An 18,934-nucleotide genomic window follows, 5' to 3' on the forward strand; every position below is an offset into this window, starting at 1 on the left:
CAGCTCGGCGGCGGTCTCCTCGCCCTTCAGGGCTTCCAGCGCGACCTTCGCCTTGAACTCTGGCGCGTGTTGTTTGCGTTTCGACATCTCTGATCTCCTTCTCGTCGAAGATCAGCAGACTGCAAATCGTAGCTTATGTCAGTGTCCGAATTTCGGGGGGCAGCTCATTGATCCGGTCAGCGGGCACGCCCGCAGCTACCCCGGCACGACGGGCGTTCTCGCGGCGGGTGTGTGTGGTCATCTCGTCCATGCCGTCGCTCCCGTTCATGATTTGTTCAGGTTCACACCACAGGTACACGACAAGTCATCCGGGACCGGCAACGACTTTTCGGACCGAAGCCCCGCACAAAATATGCAGACCTATGCAGGACGCCGCGCAGAACAGACCTAACCCATTGATGTGAAATATGTTTCGCTTGTTGACCTACGGGTGAAACAGGTGGCGTTGCAGCACATTTCCAGCCGCATCAGGGGTTATCAGCACCATGAGCACCGAAATCCACACACAGGTCACGCCCGCGCTGCATCCGGAGAACGTGAAGCAGATTGACGGGTACGACAGCGAGACCGAAGCGGTGCTTGCACCCGCGCTCCACGCCTTTGATGAGGCGTATCAGGGCATCGCCAAGGTTCACGCGGCGCGTGAGCAGGCCAAGACCAACCCGACCTGGAACGAGGCCACGCAGGTCATCATGACCGATGACTTGGCGCAGAAGATGTTTGCGCGCATCGCCAAGGGGTTCGACAGCGTGCGGACGAACCTTGAGAAGGGCATCGCTCACCTTGAGGGCGAACTGACGCAGCCAGTGGAGAGCAAGGCGGCGGGCACCATTGCAGCGGAGGTGCGTGCCCATGTGAAGGGTCTGCCCACAGGCGAGCGCATGAAGCTGATCCAGCAGGCGATTGACGACGGTGACCACATCGTCGCAACCGCCGTGCTCGGTGCGCCCGCCATCCTGTCGGGCATCGACGCGAACATGCAGAAGACGCTGACCCCTTTCTACCATGAGCGGCACAACCCCGCGACAGCGAAGCGTCTCAAGGTCATGACCGCTGCCAAGGTGCTCATAGAGGAGCGATCCGGGCTGGTGTTCAAGGAACTGGAGAAGGCGGTGGGCGCGCCCCCGCACAAGGCCAAGGCTTTGAGGGAAGCGAAGACGGCGGCACAAAAAGCGTTCGTCATGCAGGACCGCTGAAACGACCTTGATTAGATCACGGAGCACCACATGACCGATGCATCACCTCAGCCCACATGGTTGCAGGGCTACGAACCGAAGCCCGCGAAGTGGGAGAAGGGGATGGCGTCCCCGAACCCCGCTGGCAGGCCCAAGGGGGGCGCTGTCGAAGCGAGACAAGATCGCGCAGGCGCTGAACGATGACGGACCCGCTGTTGCCCGTGTGGTCATCGACGCTGCGCTGGAAGGTGACATGCAGGCCGCTGCTCTGGTGCTGGCGCGCATTTCGCCGCCCAAGAAGGCGCAGGCTGAGAAGGTGCAGTTTGAACTGAGCAGCGACGCACCGCTGCCTGAGCAGGCGCGACAAATCATGCAAGCGGTCGCTGACGGCAACGTGGACCCCGACACGGGACGCATCCTGATCGGGTGCCTCAACGCTGTCGCGGGCATTCAAGCGGTTGCCGACTTGGAGGACCGCATCATTCAACTCGAAGCGAAGGCGGTGAACTGATGACACATCTATCCAACCATGACCTGTGGGGTAATGGGGGCAACAGCGTCACGGCGCTGCCTCCAAGCCCCGGTGACGTGCTCGTCGTCACCACGTTGTTTGGCAGGCGGGTGCTTGTCCACCCAATCCACGAATACGACCGAGTGTTGAGGATCGCTGACGCCTTCGCACGGCGGCTGCGGCACCGCCACCCCGTCGCGCTCAAGGTGCTGTGCCTGTCGCTGACGGAGGCGCAGCGCATGGGGTTAGCACCTGACGGTATGTTTCAGGACCAGACGCCCGAGGAAGAAGCGCAGATGCGTCAGCTCGTGGTGACCACATGCCTTGAGGTGTTGCGCGACAGTGACGACGCCAAGGTGCGCGCGGACGCGATGCGGCTGGTCAAGGAATTGGGGGTGGTAGCGCAATGAAGAACGATCACCTCGACCATGAGAACCGACCCCGCAAGAACGGGGTCACGCCCGCAGACCTGAAGCTGATCCACCAGCGCCGGATTGAGGAAGCAGAGGGGCGGCAGGCACATGCTGACGCCAACCTGCACCGCGCCGCACGCTTGGGCGAAGCGCTCCGCGTGCTCAAGGGCGAGGGCTGACCACAGTGGCGGGTCGGCGTGCATTGCTCGAACGGGTGCGCCGACTTGAGCGGACGCGCGAGTCGCCCGTGTTCATGCACCTCGCTTCGCCAGAGTTTGAGTCGGAGATGCGCGCGGGTGTTGAGGCGGGTCGCTTTGACGGTAGGGACATGGCCATCGTGCTCGCCTCGGTTCAGAAGTGGGCGCGGGAGCGCGTCTGGGACCTGTGGTCATAGCGGTGGAGGAACCGGCTTGGCTCCGCGCATGGCGCGAGCGCGGCCCGCAGCCGCTGGCACAGCCGCGCACCAGCGCACGCCAAGGGGGTGGCCGCAGGGCTGCGGCAAGCGCGGCTGTAGCCGAGGCTGCGCGCCCCTCGCGCCCGAAGGGTAACTCGCTGGGGTTCATAGAACCGGAACAGTGGCCCTATGACGGTGGCAAACGGCGCGAGTCGGTGCTGGACTTGGAATACTTCCCGCCCCGCGTGGTTAGGAAGGTGGGCTGGCGGAACTGCATGTGCTGCGGCAAGCCATTCTGGTCCGAGGACACGACCCGCCTGCGCCTGTGTGATGGCGATACGGGGTGCAGGGACCAGACGCCGGTGAGGTACAGGAAAGCTGCTACGGACTAAGGAGATGCGACCCTGTAGCAGCGCGCGGACTTGTCACCCGCGACGGGGCATAGCGTTCAGTTCCCCGCTAAATCCAACGGACGCACGAGCGGGGGCTACAAATGCGCTACAAGTGCCCCGTGCGGAAGCACCCTTGCTGCCGCGATTTGCACCCATGTAGCAGCCCTGTAGCGGGTGCGCGGGAGGTGGAACTGACGCTAGCTAAGTGCTTGAAAAACTTGGCGGAAGGGGTGGGATTCGAACCCACGGATGCTTGCACATCGGCGGTTTTCAAGACCGCTGCAATCGACCACTCTGCCACCCTTCCGTAATAAGTTTTCAAGACCGGTGCAATCGACCACTCTGCCACTCCTCCGGTCCGGATGCTCCTACAGTGCCGCGCTCGATTCTGAAAGATGTTGTTTCGCGTGGAAAATCGCCCATGCCGCACCTGCGCACTTTTCACGTCGCAGGTGAGGCGCTAGACTGCGCGCGGGATCATGCCGGGGTAACGAGCGGCGCGACCGGAAGACCGGCGCAGGTGCGGCATGGGCGTGACCGAGAGGCAAGGGGCAGATAATGACATATACAATTGGGGGCAAACGGGCGCCGTGGGGCCGTTTGATGCTGGCGGGGCTTGGTCTTGCAGTTCTGGCGGGATGCGACGAGAGCGGGAATTTCATGCTCCGGCCAGATACCGCCGACAGTGCGCCACAGGCGCGGTCTGGCAATTCAGTCAAGCTGGTGGAACGCGATGTCGAGGCACCGGATGTCTTTCAGGTCACCGATATGGGCCTGTGGGACGGGCGTCCGTCGCTGGGCGGGGTCTGGGTCGCGCATCCCGATGTGAAAGAGCCTGAACGGGTGATCATCCGCAACATGTCGAATTCGGCTTTCGTGATCGGTGCGCTGTTCAGACGCGAGCGCGAGACCCCGGGTCCGGCCTTGCAGGTGTCGTCTGATGCCGCGGCCGCGCTGGAGATGCTCGCGGGGGCCCCCGCGCAACTCAACGTGACCGCGCTCCGGCGCGAGGAGGCAGAGGTGCCGGTCGAGCCTGACGGTCAGGATGTCAAGCCTGAAGAGCAGGCTGCGGAAGAGCCGATGGCCGAACCGCAGGACATCGAGGAAAGCGTGCTCGATCCCGTGGCAGGGGCAGCCGCCGCCATCGAGGCTGCGGAGATGGAAGCGGCACCCGCGCCGACCGCCGAGCCAACGCCCGAAACGGAGGCCGAGCCGCGCCCCGCCGCCGCGCGGACCACGTCGCTGGACAAGCCATTCATCCAGGTCGGCATTTTCAGCGTGGAGGAGAATGCCCAGAACACCGCCACGGCCATGCGACAATCGGGCATGGTGCCGACCGTGTTGGAGCAATCCTCGCAGGGCAAGACCTTCTGGCGGGTCATCGTTGGCCCGGCCAGCGGCACGTCCGAACGCGGCACCCTCTTGAAGAAGATACAGGAAATCGGCTTTGCCGATGCCTACCCCGTCACCAACTGACCGCACGAGGACCGAATGCACCTGATCCGCCCGATTGCTGCCGCGCTTCTTGGCCTTGTGTTGGCATGGCCCGCCACCGCCTTCGAGACGAGCGCGCGCGCGGCCTATGTCGTGGATGTCACTACCGGGACCGTTCTGCTCAACAAGAACGCCGACACGCCGCTGCCACCGGCGTCGATGTCGAAACTGATGACGCTTTACGTAGCCTTCGAGGCGGTGCGTGAGGGACGCCTGTCCCTTGATGAGCGCCTGCCGGTGTCGCAGCATGCGATGAGCTACGGCGGCTCGACCATGTTTCTCGACACCACCGACCGGGTTCGGGTCGAGGATCTCTTGCGCGGGATCATCGTGCTGTCGGGCAATGATGCCTGCGCGGTGATCGCCGAGGCGCTGAGCCCCGACGGCACCGAGGCCGGGTTTGCCCGCTTCATGACGCAGCGCGCGCAAGCGATGGGCATGACCAACTCCGTCTTCAAGAATGCCAGCGGCTGGCCCGCCGAAGGCCATGTCATGAGCATGCGTGATCTTGCGCTTCTGGCGCGTCACATCATTGAAGATTTCCCCGAATTCTACGAGATGTTCGCCGAGCGGGAGTACCGTTTTGATGGACGCGCGCCGAGCAACATCAGTAACCGCAATCCGCTTTTGGGGCTGGGCATCGGGGCGGACGGGCTCAAGACCGGGCACACGCAGGAGGCGGGATTCGGTCTGACCGGGTCGGCCAAGCAGGGCGATCGGCGGGTGATCTTTGCGATTTCCGGTCTGGACAGTGCCGAGGCGCGGGCCCGAGAATCCGAGGCGATCATCAACTGGGCCTTTCGCCAGTTTGCCCGGAAATCCGTGGTGAAGGCCGGTGAGGAGGTCGCGCGTGCGCCGGTCTGGATGGGCGAGGCGCAGAGCGTTGGCTTGACGCCCGCCGAGGATGTCGAGACTCTGCTGCCGGTTCTGGGCGGCGATCAGGTCGCGGCGCAGGTGGTCTTTACCGGCCCGGTACGTGCGCCGGTGGCCGCAGGCGACCGTCTGGCCGAACTGGTACTGACACCCGAGGGGCTGCCCGAGACGCGGGTGCCGCTGGTGGCCGCCGAAGCCGTGCCGCAGGGCGGGTTCATGACGCGGCTGCGCACGGTGTCGGGCCTGTTGCTGAAACGATTGCGGGAAGGTCCCGAGGGCACGCTTTGAGCGGGCCGGGCCTGTTCATCAGTTTCGAGGGGATCGACGGGTCGGGCAAGTCCACGCAGGCGCGCCTGCTGGCCGAGCATCTGCGCGGGCAGGGCCGCGACGTGGTGCTGACCCGCGAGCCGGGCGGCAGTGCCGGGGCCGAGGAAATTCGCCGTCTCGTGCTGGAGGGCGACAAGGACCGCTGGTCGCCCGAGACCGAACTTTTGCTCTTTACCGCCGCGCGGCGTGACCATCTGGAGCGGGTGATCTTGCCTGCGATTGACGCCGGACAGGTGGTGATCTGCGACCGTTTCGCCGACAGCACGCGGATGTATCAGGGGCTTGGTCGCGCCGATCTGCGGGGGCTGGTCGATCAGTTGCACGAGTTGATGATCGGGCGCGAGCCGGATGTGACGGTGCTGATCGACATTGCCCCTGATCTGGGCCTTGGGCGTGCCCTGTCCCGGGGCGGCGGCGAGGAACGGTTCGAGTCGTTCGGCGAAGACCTGCAGGCGCGGATGCGCGCCGGGTTCCTGGCCCTGGCCGAGGAATTCGCCGGGCGCTTCGTGGTGATCGACGGCGGGCGCGAGGTGGCGGCAGTCGCCGGGGATGTGGCCCGCGCGGTCGAGGCGCGGCTGCCATGAGTGACGAGTTTCTGCCAGAGCCCGATCGCGTCGAAGGCGCGCCGCATCCGCGCGAGACGGCGCGGCCGATCGGGCAGGGGGCCGCCGAGGCGGAATTTCTTGACGCGTTCAACAGTGGGCGGCTGCATCACGGCTGGCTGATCACCGGGCCGCGCGGGGTGGGCAAGGCGACATTCGCCTGGCGGTTGGCGCGGTTTCTGCTGGCCAATCAGGACGCGCAAGAGGGTGGTCTTTTCGGCGCGCCGCCCCCGCCCGAAACGCTCGATGTCGATCCCGAGCACCCGGTTTCAAGGCGCATCGCGGCGCTGTCGGAGCCGGGGCTGTTCCTGTTGCGGCGTGGCCCCAACGACAAGGGCGACCGGCTGGCTGCCGAGATCCGCGTGACCGAGGTGCGCAAGCTGGGCAATTTCTTTGCGCTGTCCTCGGCCGATGGCGGACGGCGCGTGGTGATCGTGGATGCGGCGGATGAATTGAACATGCAGGCCGCCAACGCGATCCTCAAGATGCTGGAGGAGCCGCCCGCGCGCACGGTTCTGTTGCTTGTTTCGCATCAGCCCTCGGGCCTTTTGCCGACGATCCGGTCGCGGTGTCGCACGCTGCGGCTGGCTCCGCTCGGGCCCGAGGACATGGCCACCGCGCTTGAACAGGCGGGCATCGCGCTTGAGGGTGACCCCGTGGCGCTTGCGGAACTGTCGGGCGGGTCGGTGGGTGCTGCGGTGCGGCTGCTCAATCTCGGCGGGCTCAAGACCTATGCGGAGCTTGTGGGCCTGATGGAGAACCTGCCGCGTCTCGACCGGGCGCGCGCGCTGAAGCTGGCCGAGGCGGCGGCGATGCGCGGCGCCGAAGAGCGGCGTGACCTGCTGTTTTCATTGACCGATCTCTTGATGATCCGCCTCGCGCGCACCGGGGCCACCGGCCATCCGCCACGGGCCGAGGCCGCGCCGGGCGAGGCGGCGCTGCTGTCGCGTCTTGCCCCCGACCCATACCGCGCGAGGGCCTGGGCCGATTGTGCGCAAGAGATCGGCGCGCGGGCGCGGCATGGCCGGGCGGTCAACCTTGACCCTGCCAGCCTAGTCCTAGATACGGTGTTCAGAATTCAGCAAACCGCGAAGGGCTGAGCGCCCGCCGAGGGAGAGGCATGAGCACCGATATCCGCATCACCGACAGCCATTGCCACCTCGACTTTCCCGACTTCGACAGCGAGCGTGACGATGTGATCGCCCGCGCAGTGGAGGCGGGCGTGCAACGTATGGTGACGATCTGCACCAAGCTGCGGCAGGAACCTCAGGTGCGCGCCATTGCCGAAGCGTACCCGGAGGTATTCTACGCTGCCGGAACGCATCCGATGAGCGCCGCCGCGGAGCCGATGGCGTCGGTGGAGGAGTTGGTGGCGCTCGCCGCGCATCCGAAATTCGTCGGCATCGGCGAGAGCGGGCTTGACTACCACTACACCGCCGAGAGCGCCGAGGTGCAACAACAGAGCCTGCGCATCCATATCGCGGCGGCTCGGGAAACCGGCCTGCCGCTGATCATTCATGCTCGGGATGCGGATGACGACATGGCGCGCATCCTGACCGAGGAATATCGGAACGGGGCGTATTCTTGCGTCATGCATTGTTTTTCCTCGGGGCCCGATCTGGCGAAGGCGGCGCTCGATCTCGGGTTTTACCTGTCGATGTCGGGCATCGCGGCCTTTCCCAAAAGCCAAGCCCTGCGCGATATCTTCGCATCCGCCCCGCTGGACCGCATCCTGGTCGAGACCGACGCGCCCTATCTTGCCCCGCCGCCCTATCGCGGCAAGCGTAACGAGCCCGCCTATACCGTGCATACAGCGCAGAAGGGGGCGGAGGTGTTCGGCATGGACTGGGCAGAGTTTGCAGCGCAGACAGAGGCCAATTTCGAGCGGCTGTTCTCCAAGGCGGTGCTGTGATGGGCGAGTTGCGCTTTACCATCCTCGGCTGCGGCTCCTCGGGCGGTGTGCCGCGCCTTGGCGGCCATTGGGGGGACTGCGACCCGAACGAGCCGCGCAACGCCAGGCGGCGCTGTTCCATGCTGATCGAGCGTGAGACGGAAGCGGGCGTGACGCGGGTGCTGATCGACACCTCGCCCGACCTGCGCGCGCAGCTTCTGGATGCGGGCATCGGCGCGCTTGACGCGGTGGTCTATACCCATGCCCATGCCGATCACGTGCATGGCATCGACGATCTGCGGATGATCGTCTTCAACATGCGCGCGCGGCTGCCGGTCTATGCCGATGGCGACACGCAGAACGCGCTCTATGCGCGCTTCGGCTATGCCTTTACCCAGCCCGAGGACAGCCCCTATCCGCCGATCCTTGACATGCACACGATTGACGGACCGTTCGAGATAGTGGGGGCAGGGGGCGCTATTCCTCTGATCCCGTTTCAGGTCGGGCACGGCGCGATCGACGCGCTTGGCTTCCGGGTAGGGGATCTGGCCTATCTTCCGGATGTGGCCGAGATCCCCGAAGATGTCTGGCCCATGCTTGTCGGTCTCGATTGCTGGGTGCTCGATGCGTTGCGGCGCACGCCGCACCCCACCCATGCGCATCTCGATCTGGCGCTCGAGTGGATCGTGCGGGCGGCCCCGCGGCGGGCGGTGTTGACCAACATGCATATCGACCTCGATTACCAGACCGTCGCAGACGAGACGCCCGCGCATATCACCCCGGCCTATGATGGGATGATCCTGCGTTACGCGGTCTGAGCCGATGCAGGCGCTGATCGAGGTCATCCTGCCTGTCTTTCTGGTGATCGGCTTTGGCTATCTCGCGGTCTGGCGCGGCTGGTTCAGCCAGACGGGCGTCGACGGGTTGATGACCTTCACCCAGAAATTCGCCATTCCCTGCCTGTTGTTCACGGCGATTTCACGGCTCGATCTCGGGCAGAGTTTTGACCTGCGGCTTTTGTCGAGCTTTTATCTTGGCGCGCTCTCGGGCTTTGGTCTGGGACTCTTAGGTGCGAGACTGATCTTTGGCCGGTCATGGGAAGACGCGGTCGCCATCGGATTTTGCTGCCTGTTCTCCAACTCGTTGCTTCTGGGCCTTCCCATCATGGAGCGCGCGTATGGGCGGGATGCACTGGCGGCGAATTTTGCCATCATCGCGGTGCATTCGCCGTTTTGCTACGGGGTGGGCATCACCGTCATGGAGGTTGTCAAGGCGCGCGGGGTTGCGGGGCCGAAGGTGGTGCTCAAGGTGTTCAAGGCGATGTTTTCGAACACCCTGATCATGGGGGTTGCGGCGGGGTTCTTTGTAAACCTCACGGGGATGGCTCTGCCCGGTCCGGTGCAGGACGGGCTCGACCTGATGGTGCGTGCGGCCTTGCCGGCGGCGCTTTTCGGTCTGGGCGGTGTGTTGGTGCAGTATCGGCCCGAGGGGGATCTTCGGGTAATCCTTTATGTGTGCCTGATCTCGCTGGTCGTGCATCCGGCAATCACGCTGGGGCTGGGCGTCGGATTGGGCCTGCCTGACGAGGGCGTGCGGTCTGCCGTGGTGACGGCGGCGATGGCGCCCGGCGTCAACGCCTATGTCTTCGCCAATATCTACGGCCATGCCAAACGGGTGGCGGCGTCGAGCGTGCTGATCTCGACGGCGCTGACGGTGATGACGGCGTGGCTCTGGCTGCAGGTGCTGCCGTGACCGGGGCAGGGCTGGATGTTGAGCGGTTTCGCGCGGACGCCACCGGCGACACGCGTCGCGCGACCTTGACGCCCCCGACCCAAGACCGCAATGTCCGCGCGAATTGACCCAAGGAGCTGGAATGGCCAGATCGCCCGCCCCCTTTGCCGCTTTCGAGTGGATGATCGCCTGGCGCTATCTGCGCGCCAAACGCGCCGAGGGCGGTGTGAGCGTGATGACGTGGATCAGCCTTATCGGTGTCACGCTGGCCGTATTCGCGCTGATTGCGACACTCGCTGTGCGCTCCGGCTTTCGGGCGGAATTCGTCGATACCATCCTTGGGGCCAACGCGCATGTGACGATCTACAATGCGGGCACGATGGACGAACAATCGGGTCGCATCGACCGGACCATCGCGGAATATGAGGCGATGGCCGACCGGGTGCGCGAGGTGCCGGGCGTGACCCGCGTGGCCCCGCTGGTCAAGGGTCAGGTGATGGCCAATGCGCGCGACCGTAATGCCGGCGTGCAGGTCTTTGGCATCAAGCCCGAGGATCTGCGCACAATCCCGCGTGTCGCCGATCCCGAGACGTCCTATGGCGATATCACGCGGTTTGACGAGGGCATCGCCATCGGCTCGGGGGTGGCGCAGGAACTGGGCGTGACGGTGGGCGAGCGGATCAAGCTGATCTCGCCCAACGGGGTCAAGACGCCGCTCGGCACAAGCCCGCGCATCAATGCCTATGAGGTGGTCTACATCTTCACCGCTGGGCGCTATGACATCGACCGGGTGCGGGTCTATCTGCCCTTTGCCGAGGCACAATCCTTCTTCAACCGCGACGGGCGCGCGGATGAACTGGAGGTCATGGTCGAGGCCCCCGAAAACGTCGATGACATGACCCTGTCGCTCTTGCGCGCGGCAGGCGAGCGCGCGCAGATCTGGACATGGCAGGATTCCAGCGGGTCGTTCCTGCGCGCGCTGGAGGTTGAGGATAACGTGATGTTCGTGATCCTCTCGATCCTCGTGCTGATCGCGGCGATGAACATCACCTCCGGGTTGATCATGCTGGTCAAGAACAAGGGGCGCGATATCGGCATTTTGCGCACCATGGGGCTGAGCGAGGGCTCGGTGCTGCGCATCTTCTTCATCTGCGGCGCGTTCACCGGCCTCATCGGCACGGCGGCGGGGGTGATCCTCGGCTGTCTCTTCGCGATCTATATTGACCCGATTTTCAGTTTCGTGAACGTGCTGATGGGCGGGCAGGTCTGGGATCCGTCGATTCGCGGCATCTATCACCTGCCGGCGCAATTGCAGGTCGGCGACGTGCTCTCAGCGGTGATGCTGTCGCTGGGGCTGTCGTTCGTGGTGACGATCTTTCCGGCGCGGCGGGCAGCGCGGATGAACCCGGTGGAGGCGCTGCGCTATGAGTGAGGCGATGCTGCGGCTGACGGGGATCGAGAAGACCTACAACAAGGGGCAAACCGGCGAGGTGCAGGTGCTGGCGGGGGCCGATCTGACGCTGGCCAAGGGCGAGATGGTGGCGCTTGTGGCACCCTCGGGGGCGGGCAAGTCGACGCTCTTGCATATCGCGGGGCTCTTGGATGTGGCGGATACGGGCCGGGTCGAGATCGGCGGCGAGGACATGAGCGGGCTGAGCGACCGGCGGCGCACGGCAATGCGGCGGCAGGAGGTTGGCTTTGTCTATCAGTTCCACCATCTGCTGCCCGAGTTCAGCGCGCTGGAAAACATCGTTCTGCCGCAACTGGCCAATGGCGTGGCGCGCAAGGCGGCGCAGGCGCGGGCGCAAGAGCTGCTGGAGCAGGTGGGCGTTGGCGCGCGCGCCGGGCACCGCCCCTCGGCGATGTCGGGGGGCGAGCAGCAGCGCGTGGCGTTCTGCCGGGCGCTCGCGAACAGCCCGCGCGTTCTGCTGGCCGACGAGCCGACCGGCAATCTTGATCCCGGCACCTCGGATCAGGTGTTCGGGGCGCTGACCGGGTTGGTGCGAGGGACCGGCCTTTCGGCGCTGATTGCCACGCATAACCTTGATCTGGCGGCGCGGATGGACCGGATTGTCAAGCTTGATCAGGGGCGGATCGTGGCGGGCTGAATCCTTGCGTTTCGCAAAAACTGAAGCTGCGTTCAGAAGGTCTGAATTGACCTGTGATCGCGGCACCACCATAGCTATCGTTCAAATGATCGGAGAGCGGCGTGGTGCATATTTCCCTGAACGATATCGAGGCAAAGACGCGCGCGGCGCTGATCCGGCATGGTGCGCGACCGTGGATCGCCGCGGAAGTGGCGCGCGCGGTGCGCAAGGCCGAAAGCGTCGGCAACCGGATCTGCGGACTCTACTATCTCGAAAGCTATTGTCAGCAATTGCAGACCGGGCGCGTCAAGGGCGATGTGGAGCCCGAGGTGAAGCAGCCGCGACCGGGCGCGGTGACGGTCGATGCGAAGTTCGGCTTCGCGCAGCCCGCTTTTGCGCGCGGCATCGACCGGGCGGCACAGGCGGCGCGGGCCTGCGGGGTGGCGAGCCTTGGTGTGGGGCACGCGCATACCTGCACCTCTCTGGGCTATTTCACCGAACAGATCGCGGACCGGGGCCTGATCGGTCTGGGGATGACCAATGCCTCGCCCATCGTGGCGGCCCCGGGTGGCAAGACACGGGTCATCGGCACCAACCCGATCGCCTTTTCGGTGCCGGACGGTCAGGGCGGCATTGCCCTGCAGTTCGACCAATCGACGACGGTGGTGGCGCTGGGCAAGATCACCATGGCCAAGGCCGCGGGCGAGCCTATCCCCGAAGGCTGGGCGGTGGATGCCAAAGGCCGCCCCACCACCGACCCCGAGGCGGCGCTTGGCGGCTCGCTGGTCAGTATCGGCGGGCCCAAGGGCTGGGGCTTTGGTCTGATGGCGGAACTGCTGGCGGCGGGGATGACGGGCGGGGTGGTGAGCCGCGACGTCAAGCCGCTCAAGGCCCCCGAGGGACCGCCGCATGATCTGGGGCAATATTACCTGTTGATGGATCCGGCGGTCTCGGGTGCGTTCTTCGACCGGCTGGCGCAGGTGGCCGAGGCGGCAACACAGGACGAGGGGGCCCGTCTGCCGGGGCAGGGCAAGCGGCCTGCTGATCCGGTCGAGGTGGCCGATCCGGTTTGGCAACAGGTGCTCGACCTCGCGGGGTGATACGGCGACAACTCTGTCAACCGGTGTCGTGCCGGGTCGTCGTCCGTTTGACTTCGATCATCGCGGACGGCACTGTTGCGGGCGAGGCGTGGGGAAGGCAGCGAGGAGGCCGCGATGAGAGCCGTTACGTCGCTATTGACGGGTGCCCTTCTGGCGAGCGTTGCGCAGGCGCAGGATGTGCGGGGTGGCAAGGCGGTCTATGATCGTTACTGCGCCGCCTGTCATGGTCCGGCCGCCCAAGGCAATGGCCCGATGAAGATGGTGCTGACGATTGACCCGACCGATCTGACCACATTGCAGCGCGCCAATGGCGGGCATTTTCCGCTGGCCCGGGTGGTGGAGCGGATCGAAGGGCGCGATCCGATTGTCGCGCATGGCAGCGAGATGCCGATCTATGGCGATTTCTTCGAGGCCCGCAGCGTCGCCTTGCGCACCGAGCGCGGCGAGACGGTGAAGGTCAGCCCGCCAATGGCCGATCTGGTCGCCTATCTGAAAAGCTTGCAACGCTAGGGCGGCGGTCTATCTCAGGTCCGTATGGAGGTGTTGCCATGCGGTATTTCATTCTATCCCTGATCGTCGCCCTAGGCCTAAGTGGCGCTGCACGCGCTGACGAGGCGGCGCTGCGGGCGGTCATTTCATCCCAGATCGAGGCGTTTCTGGCCCACGACGTGGACCGCGCCTACAGTTTCGCCAGCCCGTTCATTCAGCGCAAGTTCGGCACGCCGGAGACCTTCGGCACGATGGTGCGCGAGGGCTATCCGATGGTCTGGCGCCCGTCGGACGTGACCTTTCTCGACGCCGAGGTGATCGCCGGCAAGCTGTGGCAGAGCGTGATGTTGCGCGGCCCTTCCGGCAAGGCCTGGATCGTCGATTACGAGATGGTCGAGCTGGACGGCGGCTGGAAAATCAACGGCGTGCAGGTGCGCGCGGCCCCCGAGGTCGCGGCCTGAGCCATCCAAGCGGCACCGTGACGGTGCCCTGACATCCGGTTAACGCCTTGTGGCTATCTCCTCTTCCCATCACGCGCGGCGCGGGAGAGAGAAAGGGATATCCATGAACAAGGCAATCACCCAAGGCATCGTTCTCATGCCCCGGCCCTTCGTGGCGGGGCTCGATCAGTGGTCGCGCGGCGACGGGCGGCCCGGCTCGGACACCTATGAAAATGCGGCCAACGCGGCCTTTGTGCCGGCCGATCAGGATTTCGGCGGCGCGCTGGAAGTGCAGAAGATCGAGGCCGTGCAGCGCCTGCGCTTCATGGGCGAGACGCCGATACTGCCGGGTTGCTATCTTCAGGTGCGCGCGCGGGTCAAGGCCATCGCGGGCAACCTGCCCAACGTGCGGATTGCCGCATTTGCCGGGGATACCAGTGGCGCGGCGCTTGCCGGTGTGACGGTCGAGGCCGCGCAGGTCACGCTCACCACCTATGGCGAGGTGGTCGAGGTGCGTGCCATCGTCGGGATCGGCCAGCGCCCGGGGGTCGATATGGTCTGGGGGCCGCAGGCGGTGTTCGGGCATTTCGGGATCGACCTGACGGGTCCGTCGGGCGGTGTCGTGCGGATTGACGATATCGAGATCGAGGATGTGAGCCGGTTCTTCCTGCGCGATGTGATCGCCAGGGTCGATGTGCGCGATCACGGCGCCATCGGTGACGGGGTGACCGACGATCACGCCGCTTTTGAGGCCGCCGACACGGCGGCGGGCGGGCGCGAGATCATCGTGCCTGCGGGGACGTATTTCCTCGGCTCAAGCACCACGATCCAGAGCCGCATCCGGTTCGAGGGGTCGCTGGCGATGCCGGAGGATGCGATCCTGTCGCTGACCAAGAATTACGATCTGCCCGCCTATATTGACGCGTTCGGCGACAGCGAATTGGCCTTCAAGAAGGCCTATCAGGCGCTCTTGAACAATGCGGGGCATGTGACGCTGGATATGGCGGGCCGCAAGATTGCCCTGCGCGAACCGGTCGATATGGCCGCCGCCGTGGGCAATCGCAGCACCTATAATCAGCGGCACGTGATCCAGAACGGGCAGTTCTCGGTTTTTCCGACACCGGCATGGGAGACCGATACCGTCACATCGCAGGCGAGCTACGATCCCGAGAGCGACGACAAACGCCTGTCGAATGTCGCGAATGTGGCGAATATCGCGGTGGGCTCGCTGGTGGAGGGCAATGGCGTGGGCCGCGAGGTCTATGTCACCTCGCGTAACATCGCCGCCGGGCGGTTGACGCTCAGCCAGCCGCTTTTCGATTCGGCAGGCACGCAGGTGTTCACCTTCCGCCGGTTCAAGTACATGCTCGATTTCAGCGGCTTTCAGGACGTGTCGCGCATGGTATTTTCGGAGGTGGATTTCCAGTGCTCGGGAGAATGCAGCGCCGTGTTGCTGCCGCCTTCGGGTTCGGCCAACCATTTTCGCGACTGTTTCATCACCCGACCCAAGGATCGCGGCATCACCAGCCATGGCGAGGGCGATCAGGGCATGATGATCGACCGCTGCCAGTTTCTCTCGAACGAGAGCCCGCTTCTGGTGACGGAGCGCGCCAGCATCGGGTTCAATGCCAATGCCAATGACCTCAAGATCCGCGACAACCGCGCCACGTTCTTCCGGCATTTCGCGGTCATGGCCGGATCGAGTTCGCTGATTTCCGGCAATCACGTGTTCCAGGGGGATTCGGCGTCGAACGGCATACGCAGCGCGGGTTTCGTGATCACGCGCACCAACAATCGCGGCACGATCAACGGTAACTATATCGACAACTGCTTCATCGAATGGGCGAACGAGCATGACGCCGCGCCTGAATTCGCCAGCGAGTTCTCGTTCAGCGCGCTCAGCGTAACCGGCAATGTCTTTCTGGCCAGCGACATGGCCCCGTGGTTCACCTTTATCACGGTCAAGCCGCACGGGCCGGGCCATTTCCTCGATGGCATGACCGTGACCGGCAATACCTTTCGCGCCATCGGCACGCTCGACCGCGTGGAGACGGTGGATACCAGCTTTGCCGATCTGGATTTCGACCGGGTGCGGGGCATCACCTTTGCCGAGAACAGCTTTCACAACATCACCATTCAGGCCGCGAGCCCGCTTGTCATGGCGCACACACAGACCAGCGCGAGCGAAACCTGGGTGGTCGAGCCAGCCCCGCGCCTGCCGTTCGGGGCATGGGCGCAGACTGTCGAGTCAATCCTGCCGGAGGGGCCGCTGCGCGATCCCGGCGGCGATGTGAGCTATGTGACAGCTTATGTCGAAACCCGGCAGGGGCCCGAGAATGACCGCATCAACCTGCGCTGGCCGGGCCCGGTTTCGGGCAAGGTGGTGCTGCGTCTGCGGATCGACGACGCGGTCTGATGCGGCCATCACTGGCGCGCTCAGAAATTGCGCCAGAGCCCGAGCTTGAAGCCGCGAAGGCCGGCACCTGTGAGCGGCTCAACCAGCCCGGCCTCGATATGGGCTCCGGGCCGGATTTGATAGACAAAGGACGGGGCGAAGCGCGTGTAATCGCGGCCCTCATCGGGCGCGCCGGCCTGAAGCTGCAGCATCACCTTGCTGCGCGCTGTCACTGAGAGACCGAAGGTCGCCTCGCCCTCCAGGGATATGCCGCCGCCCTCGAAGAGCACCGTGCGGCTGTCGACGGCGAGCCAGCCATAGCGCTCCCATAGCTTGATGCCCCGACCGATATTCAGGCCGGGGCGCAGCGCTGTCTCGCCCTCGACCTGTCCCGCCCCGAATTCCACGGCCAGCTTGAGCGCGCGATCGGCAGGGCCCACGGGCCAGCGCAGAAAGCCTATGGCCTTGCTCATGCGCACCGCGTCGCCGCCCACATCTATCCCGAGCGTGAGCCGTTCGGTCAGGCCGTACTCTGCGAAAAGGCTGGCATTTTGCCGGTAGAACCCGTGTTCGTCCGGCCCCTCGATCTGGGCGGAGGTCGCGACGAAAGCCGTGCCCTTCGCGCGCGGCCACGCGCCGGGCAGTGCCGGAGCGGCGAGCCACGGCATGAGCAGAAGGGAGAGCAACAGGCATCTTGACATGGTTACCTCTGCGTTAACCTTCGAGGGAAAGGGTAAAGCGAGGGTTAAGGTGGGGAGAGAATTTACCCTCACGTGTCCGCATGCTAGGTTGAGATCAAAGGAGGCGTGCCATGCCGCATATCACAGAGCAAAGCAGCCATCAGACCGTGCTCACCACCTTCGAGGTCACACCGGGGACCTGCGAGGATCTGCTCGATCTGCTGCGCGACGCCTATCGCGAGTTCATCTCGAAACAGCCCGGCTTCATCGCCGCCGGTCTGCATGTGAACGATGCGCAGACCCGTATCGCCAATTATTCGCAATGGCGCGCGCGCGAGGATTTTCAGGCCATGCTGCGCAGCGACGAGATGCGCGCGCGCAATCGGACGATCAACGAACTGTGCAAGAGTTTCGAGCCGGTGATGTATGATGTCGTGGCGACCTTCGAATGAAGGATGACTCGGCGAAAACCGACGATCTGAGCGAGGAGATCCGGGTCCTGCGCAGCGAGCTCCAGCGGCTCAACAGTCATCGGTTCGTGCGAATCCACAATAATATGCCGCGGCTGCTGGCGTTCAATTTCGCGCGCGGGCTTGCGGTCGGGCTTGGTACGGTGCTCGGGGCATCGGTGCTCTTGTCGGTGATCCTATGGGCCCTGAGTCAGATCGAGTTCCTGCCGATCATCGGTGAGTGGGCGGCACAGATCGCACAGCAGATGCGGGACGCTCAAAAATAGCGGCCAAGTGATCTGGATCAAGGCAGGGCCCTTGTTTTGGCGGGACACTCGGACAGAATAACGCGAAAGGATATCCCGTGTATCACCATGTTCTCGTGCCCGTTTCCTTCGATACAGAGCGCGACGGCGCCGGGGCGCTGGCGGCGGCGCGGCTGCTTGTCGGCGAGGGCGGCAAGATCAGCCTCTTGCATGTCATCGAGCAGGTGCCAGCCTACGCGATCTCCTATCTGCCCTCTGGCTATCAGTCCGAGGCGCGCAAGGCCATCGAGGCGGAGCTGTCCAGCATGGCCGCCGCGCTGCCGCGGGCCGAGTCCTTCGTCGTCGAGGGGCATTCGGGCCGCACCATCCTCGACTGGGCCGAGGCGCATGGCCCCGATTGCATCGTGATCGCGAGCCACCGGCCCGGCATGCAGGATCTGCTTCTGGGGTCGACCGCGGCCAAGGTTGTGCGGCATGCCACTTGCGCGGTGCATGTGATCCGCTAGGCTGCGGCAGATCGCGCGCCCTCTTGTGCCGCTGGTCCCGCGCGCCCAACTCTTCGGGTGAGTTGGATTACAGACAGGAGGAAAGCCATGCAATGCCCGATCGACGGAAACGAACTGGTGCTTGCGGAGCGGGCCGGGGTTGAGATCGACTATTGCCCGAAATGCCGTGGTGTGTGGCTCGACCGGGGTGAACTCGACAAGATCATCGACCGCTCGGCCGCCGAAGCGGGCCCGGCCCCGCGCGCCGAGACCGGGCACCACCCACGCGACGATGATCGTGGCTATTCGGGCGGCAAGCCGCGCAAGAAGCGTGGCGGCTTCCTCGAAGAACTCTTCGATTTCTGATCGGCGCTTGATCGGGACGCGGCGGCGGCCTATGAGGCGGACATGCCTCGTTTTCTGACCGTCGCCCTTGCCCTGATCATCGCCGCGCTGACCGTCATGCCGGTGCCGTCCGGTCCCCCGGGTCCGGCGGGGTTGGACAAGCTGTCGCATCTGCTCGCCTTCGGCGCGCTCGCGGTGCCGCTCGCTTGGCGTCACCCGGAGCAGTGGCGTGCCGTGGCGTTGGCGGCGTTCGCCTATGGCGGGGTCATCGAAATCGTTCAACCCTATGTGGGACGCAGCGCCGAACTGGCCGACCTTCTGGCCGATGGGATCGGTGCCTTCGCCGCTGCTTGGATCGCGGCGCAACTCGGACGCCGCCGCGCCTGGTGATGGCA

24 protein-coding genes and 1 tRNA gene are annotated in these 18,934 nt (G+C 64.8%); 22 read left to right on the forward strand and 3 right to left on the reverse strand.

Translation table 11 applies throughout. The features are described 5' to 3' along the window. Window positions 1-133: 133 nt before the first annotated feature. Entirely contained in the window at window positions 134-268 is a 135-nt protein-coding gene (locus ACSSV4_RS04945) for a hypothetical protein (RefSeq protein ID WP_454273884.1), read from the reverse strand. A 217-nt stretch (window positions 269-485) separates the two neighbouring features. Between ACSSV4_RS04945 and ACSSV4_RS04950 the strand changes: the two genes are divergently transcribed. The 4 genes from ACSSV4_RS04950 to ACSSV4_RS04965 all read left to right on the forward strand — a co-directional run bounded on the left by ACSSV4_RS04950 (window position 486) and on the right by ACSSV4_RS04965 (window position 2,278). Beyond that, window positions 486-1,196, forward strand: a complete 711-nt coding sequence (locus ACSSV4_RS04950) for a hypothetical protein (RefSeq protein WP_454273885.1) — start codon at window positions 486-488, stop codon at window positions 1,194-1,196. A 202-nt stretch (window positions 1,197-1,398) separates the two neighbouring features. After that, window positions 1,399-1,686, forward strand: a complete 288-nt coding sequence (locus ACSSV4_RS04955; RefSeq protein ID WP_454273886.1) for a hypothetical protein — start codon at window positions 1,399-1,401, stop codon at window positions 1,684-1,686. Then, window positions 1,686-2,096: a hypothetical protein gene (locus tag ACSSV4_RS04960; protein WP_454273887.1), complete on the forward strand. Its 411-nt coding sequence runs from the start codon at window positions 1,686-1,688 to the stop codon at window positions 2,094-2,096. Before ACSSV4_RS04955 ends, ACSSV4_RS04960 begins: the two co-directional genes overlap by 1 nt. Further along, the gene (locus ACSSV4_RS04965) at window positions 2,093-2,278 is read left to right on the forward strand and encodes a hypothetical protein (protein ID WP_454273888.1); all 186 of its coding nucleotides are present in this window, start codon (window positions 2,093-2,095) and stop codon (window positions 2,276-2,278) included. The genes ACSSV4_RS04960 and ACSSV4_RS04965 overlap by 4 nt, the downstream gene beginning before the upstream one ends. Window positions 2,279-3,104: 826 nt before the next feature. On the opposite strand, the gene ACSSV4_RS04970 is transcribed toward ACSSV4_RS04965, so the two are convergent. Beyond that, window positions 3,105-3,192, reverse strand: a tRNA-Ser gene (locus ACSSV4_RS04970). A 251-nt stretch (window positions 3,193-3,443) separates the two neighbouring features. On the opposite strand from ACSSV4_RS04970, the gene ACSSV4_RS04975 reads away from it, so the two are divergent. The 13 genes from ACSSV4_RS04975 (at window position 3,444) to ACSSV4_RS05035 (ending at window position 16,335) form a co-directional block, all read left to right on the forward strand. Next, window positions 3,444-4,361, forward strand: coding sequence for an SPOR domain-containing protein (locus ACSSV4_RS04975; protein WP_454273889.1), 918 nt, complete (start codon window positions 3,444-3,446; stop codon window positions 4,359-4,361). A 15-nt stretch (window positions 4,362-4,376) separates the two neighbouring features. Then, window positions 4,377-5,540 carry a D-alanyl-D-alanine carboxypeptidase family protein gene (locus tag ACSSV4_RS04980; protein ID WP_454273890.1) on the forward strand — a complete coding sequence of 388 codons (1,164 nt, stop codon included), beginning with the start codon at window positions 4,377-4,379 and terminating at the stop codon, window positions 5,538-5,540. Then, window positions 5,537-6,163: a dTMP kinase gene (gene tmk / locus ACSSV4_RS04985; RefSeq protein ID WP_454273891.1), complete on the forward strand. Its 627-nt coding sequence runs from the start codon at window positions 5,537-5,539 to the stop codon at window positions 6,161-6,163. Before ACSSV4_RS04980 ends, tmk begins: the two co-directional genes overlap by 4 nt. After that, window positions 6,160-7,281, forward strand: coding sequence for a DNA polymerase III subunit delta' (locus ACSSV4_RS04990; RefSeq protein ID WP_454273892.1), 1,122 nt, complete (start codon window positions 6,160-6,162; stop codon window positions 7,279-7,281). Before tmk ends, ACSSV4_RS04990 begins: the two co-directional genes overlap by 4 nt. Before the next feature lie 20 nt (window positions 7,282-7,301). Then, window positions 7,302-8,093, forward strand: a complete 792-nt coding sequence (locus ACSSV4_RS04995) for a TatD family hydrolase (protein WP_454273893.1) — start codon at window positions 7,302-7,304, stop codon at window positions 8,091-8,093. After that, the gene (locus ACSSV4_RS05000) at window positions 8,093-8,890 is read left to right on the forward strand and encodes an MBL fold metallo-hydrolase (RefSeq protein ID WP_454273894.1); all 798 of its coding nucleotides are present in this window, start codon (window positions 8,093-8,095) and stop codon (window positions 8,888-8,890) included. The genes ACSSV4_RS04995 and ACSSV4_RS05000 overlap by 1 nt, the downstream gene beginning before the upstream one ends. Window positions 8,891-8,894: 4 nt before the next feature. After that, window positions 8,895-9,824 (forward strand): AEC family transporter, encoded by a 930-nt coding sequence (locus ACSSV4_RS05005; RefSeq protein ID WP_454273895.1) that lies wholly within the window; start codon window positions 8,895-8,897, stop codon window positions 9,822-9,824. 121 nt (window positions 9,825-9,945) lie between these two features. Continuing rightward, a complete protein-coding gene (locus tag ACSSV4_RS05010) occupies window positions 9,946-11,235 on the forward strand; it encodes a lipoprotein-releasing ABC transporter permease subunit (RefSeq protein ID WP_454273896.1) in 1,290 nt (429 codons plus the stop codon). Further along, a complete protein-coding gene (locus ACSSV4_RS05015) occupies window positions 11,228-11,911 on the forward strand; it encodes an ABC transporter ATP-binding protein (RefSeq protein WP_454273897.1) in 684 nt (227 codons plus the stop codon). Before ACSSV4_RS05010 ends, ACSSV4_RS05015 begins: the two co-directional genes overlap by 8 nt. A 101-nt stretch (window positions 11,912-12,012) precedes the next feature. Continuing rightward, window positions 12,013-12,990: an Ldh family oxidoreductase gene (locus tag ACSSV4_RS05020; RefSeq protein WP_454273898.1), complete on the forward strand. Its 978-nt coding sequence runs from the start codon at window positions 12,013-12,015 to the stop codon at window positions 12,988-12,990. 114 nt (window positions 12,991-13,104) lie between these two features. Then, window positions 13,105-13,500 (forward strand): c-type cytochrome, encoded by a 396-nt coding sequence (locus tag ACSSV4_RS05025; protein ID WP_454273899.1) that lies wholly within the window; start codon window positions 13,105-13,107, stop codon window positions 13,498-13,500. 38 nt (window positions 13,501-13,538) lie between these two features. After that, window positions 13,539-13,940: a DUF4864 domain-containing protein gene (locus tag ACSSV4_RS05030; protein ID WP_454273900.1), complete on the forward strand. Its 402-nt coding sequence runs from the start codon at window positions 13,539-13,541 to the stop codon at window positions 13,938-13,940. A 103-nt stretch (window positions 13,941-14,043) separates the two neighbouring features. Then, window positions 14,044-16,335, forward strand: coding sequence for a glycosyl hydrolase family 28-related protein (locus tag ACSSV4_RS05035; RefSeq protein WP_454273901.1), 2,292 nt, complete (start codon window positions 14,044-14,046; stop codon window positions 16,333-16,335). Window positions 16,336-16,355: 20 nt separating this feature from the next. Here the strand turns inward: ACSSV4_RS05035 and ACSSV4_RS05040 are convergent, their stop codons facing one another. Continuing rightward, window positions 16,356-16,982 carry a hypothetical protein gene (locus ACSSV4_RS05040; protein ID WP_454273902.1) on the reverse strand — a complete coding sequence of 209 codons (627 nt, stop codon included), beginning with the start codon at window positions 16,980-16,982 and terminating at the stop codon, window positions 16,356-16,358. A gap of 143 nt (window positions 16,983-17,125) precedes the next feature. Here ACSSV4_RS05040 and ACSSV4_RS05045 point away from each other — a divergent pair, with 143 nt between their 5' ends. The 5 genes from ACSSV4_RS05045 (at window position 17,126) to ACSSV4_RS05065 (ending at window position 18,929) form a co-directional block, all read left to right on the forward strand. Beyond that, a complete protein-coding gene (locus tag ACSSV4_RS05045; protein ID WP_454273903.1) occupies window positions 17,126-17,446 on the forward strand; it encodes an antibiotic biosynthesis monooxygenase family protein in 321 nt (106 codons plus the stop codon). Further along, window positions 17,443-17,730, forward strand: coding sequence for a DUF5665 domain-containing protein (locus ACSSV4_RS05050; protein ID WP_454273904.1), 288 nt, complete (start codon window positions 17,443-17,445; stop codon window positions 17,728-17,730). The genes ACSSV4_RS05045 and ACSSV4_RS05050 overlap by 4 nt, the downstream gene beginning before the upstream one ends. A 77-nt stretch (window positions 17,731-17,807) precedes the next feature. Then, the gene (locus ACSSV4_RS05055) at window positions 17,808-18,215 is read left to right on the forward strand and encodes a universal stress protein (RefSeq protein WP_454273905.1); all 408 of its coding nucleotides are present in this window, start codon (window positions 17,808-17,810) and stop codon (window positions 18,213-18,215) included. 87 nt (window positions 18,216-18,302) lie between these two features. After that, window positions 18,303-18,560 carry a TFIIB-type zinc ribbon-containing protein gene (locus tag ACSSV4_RS05060; protein ID WP_454273906.1) on the forward strand — a complete coding sequence of 86 codons (258 nt, stop codon included), beginning with the start codon at window positions 18,303-18,305 and terminating at the stop codon, window positions 18,558-18,560. A gap of 42 nt (window positions 18,561-18,602) precedes the next feature. Next, on the forward strand, window positions 18,603-18,929 hold the full coding sequence (locus ACSSV4_RS05065; protein ID WP_454273907.1) for a VanZ family protein: 327 nt from the start codon (window positions 18,603-18,605) through the stop codon (window positions 18,927-18,929). Window positions 18,930-18,934 lie beyond the last annotated feature (5 nt).

The organism is Roseovarius sp. MBR-154 (assembly GCF_053628595.1).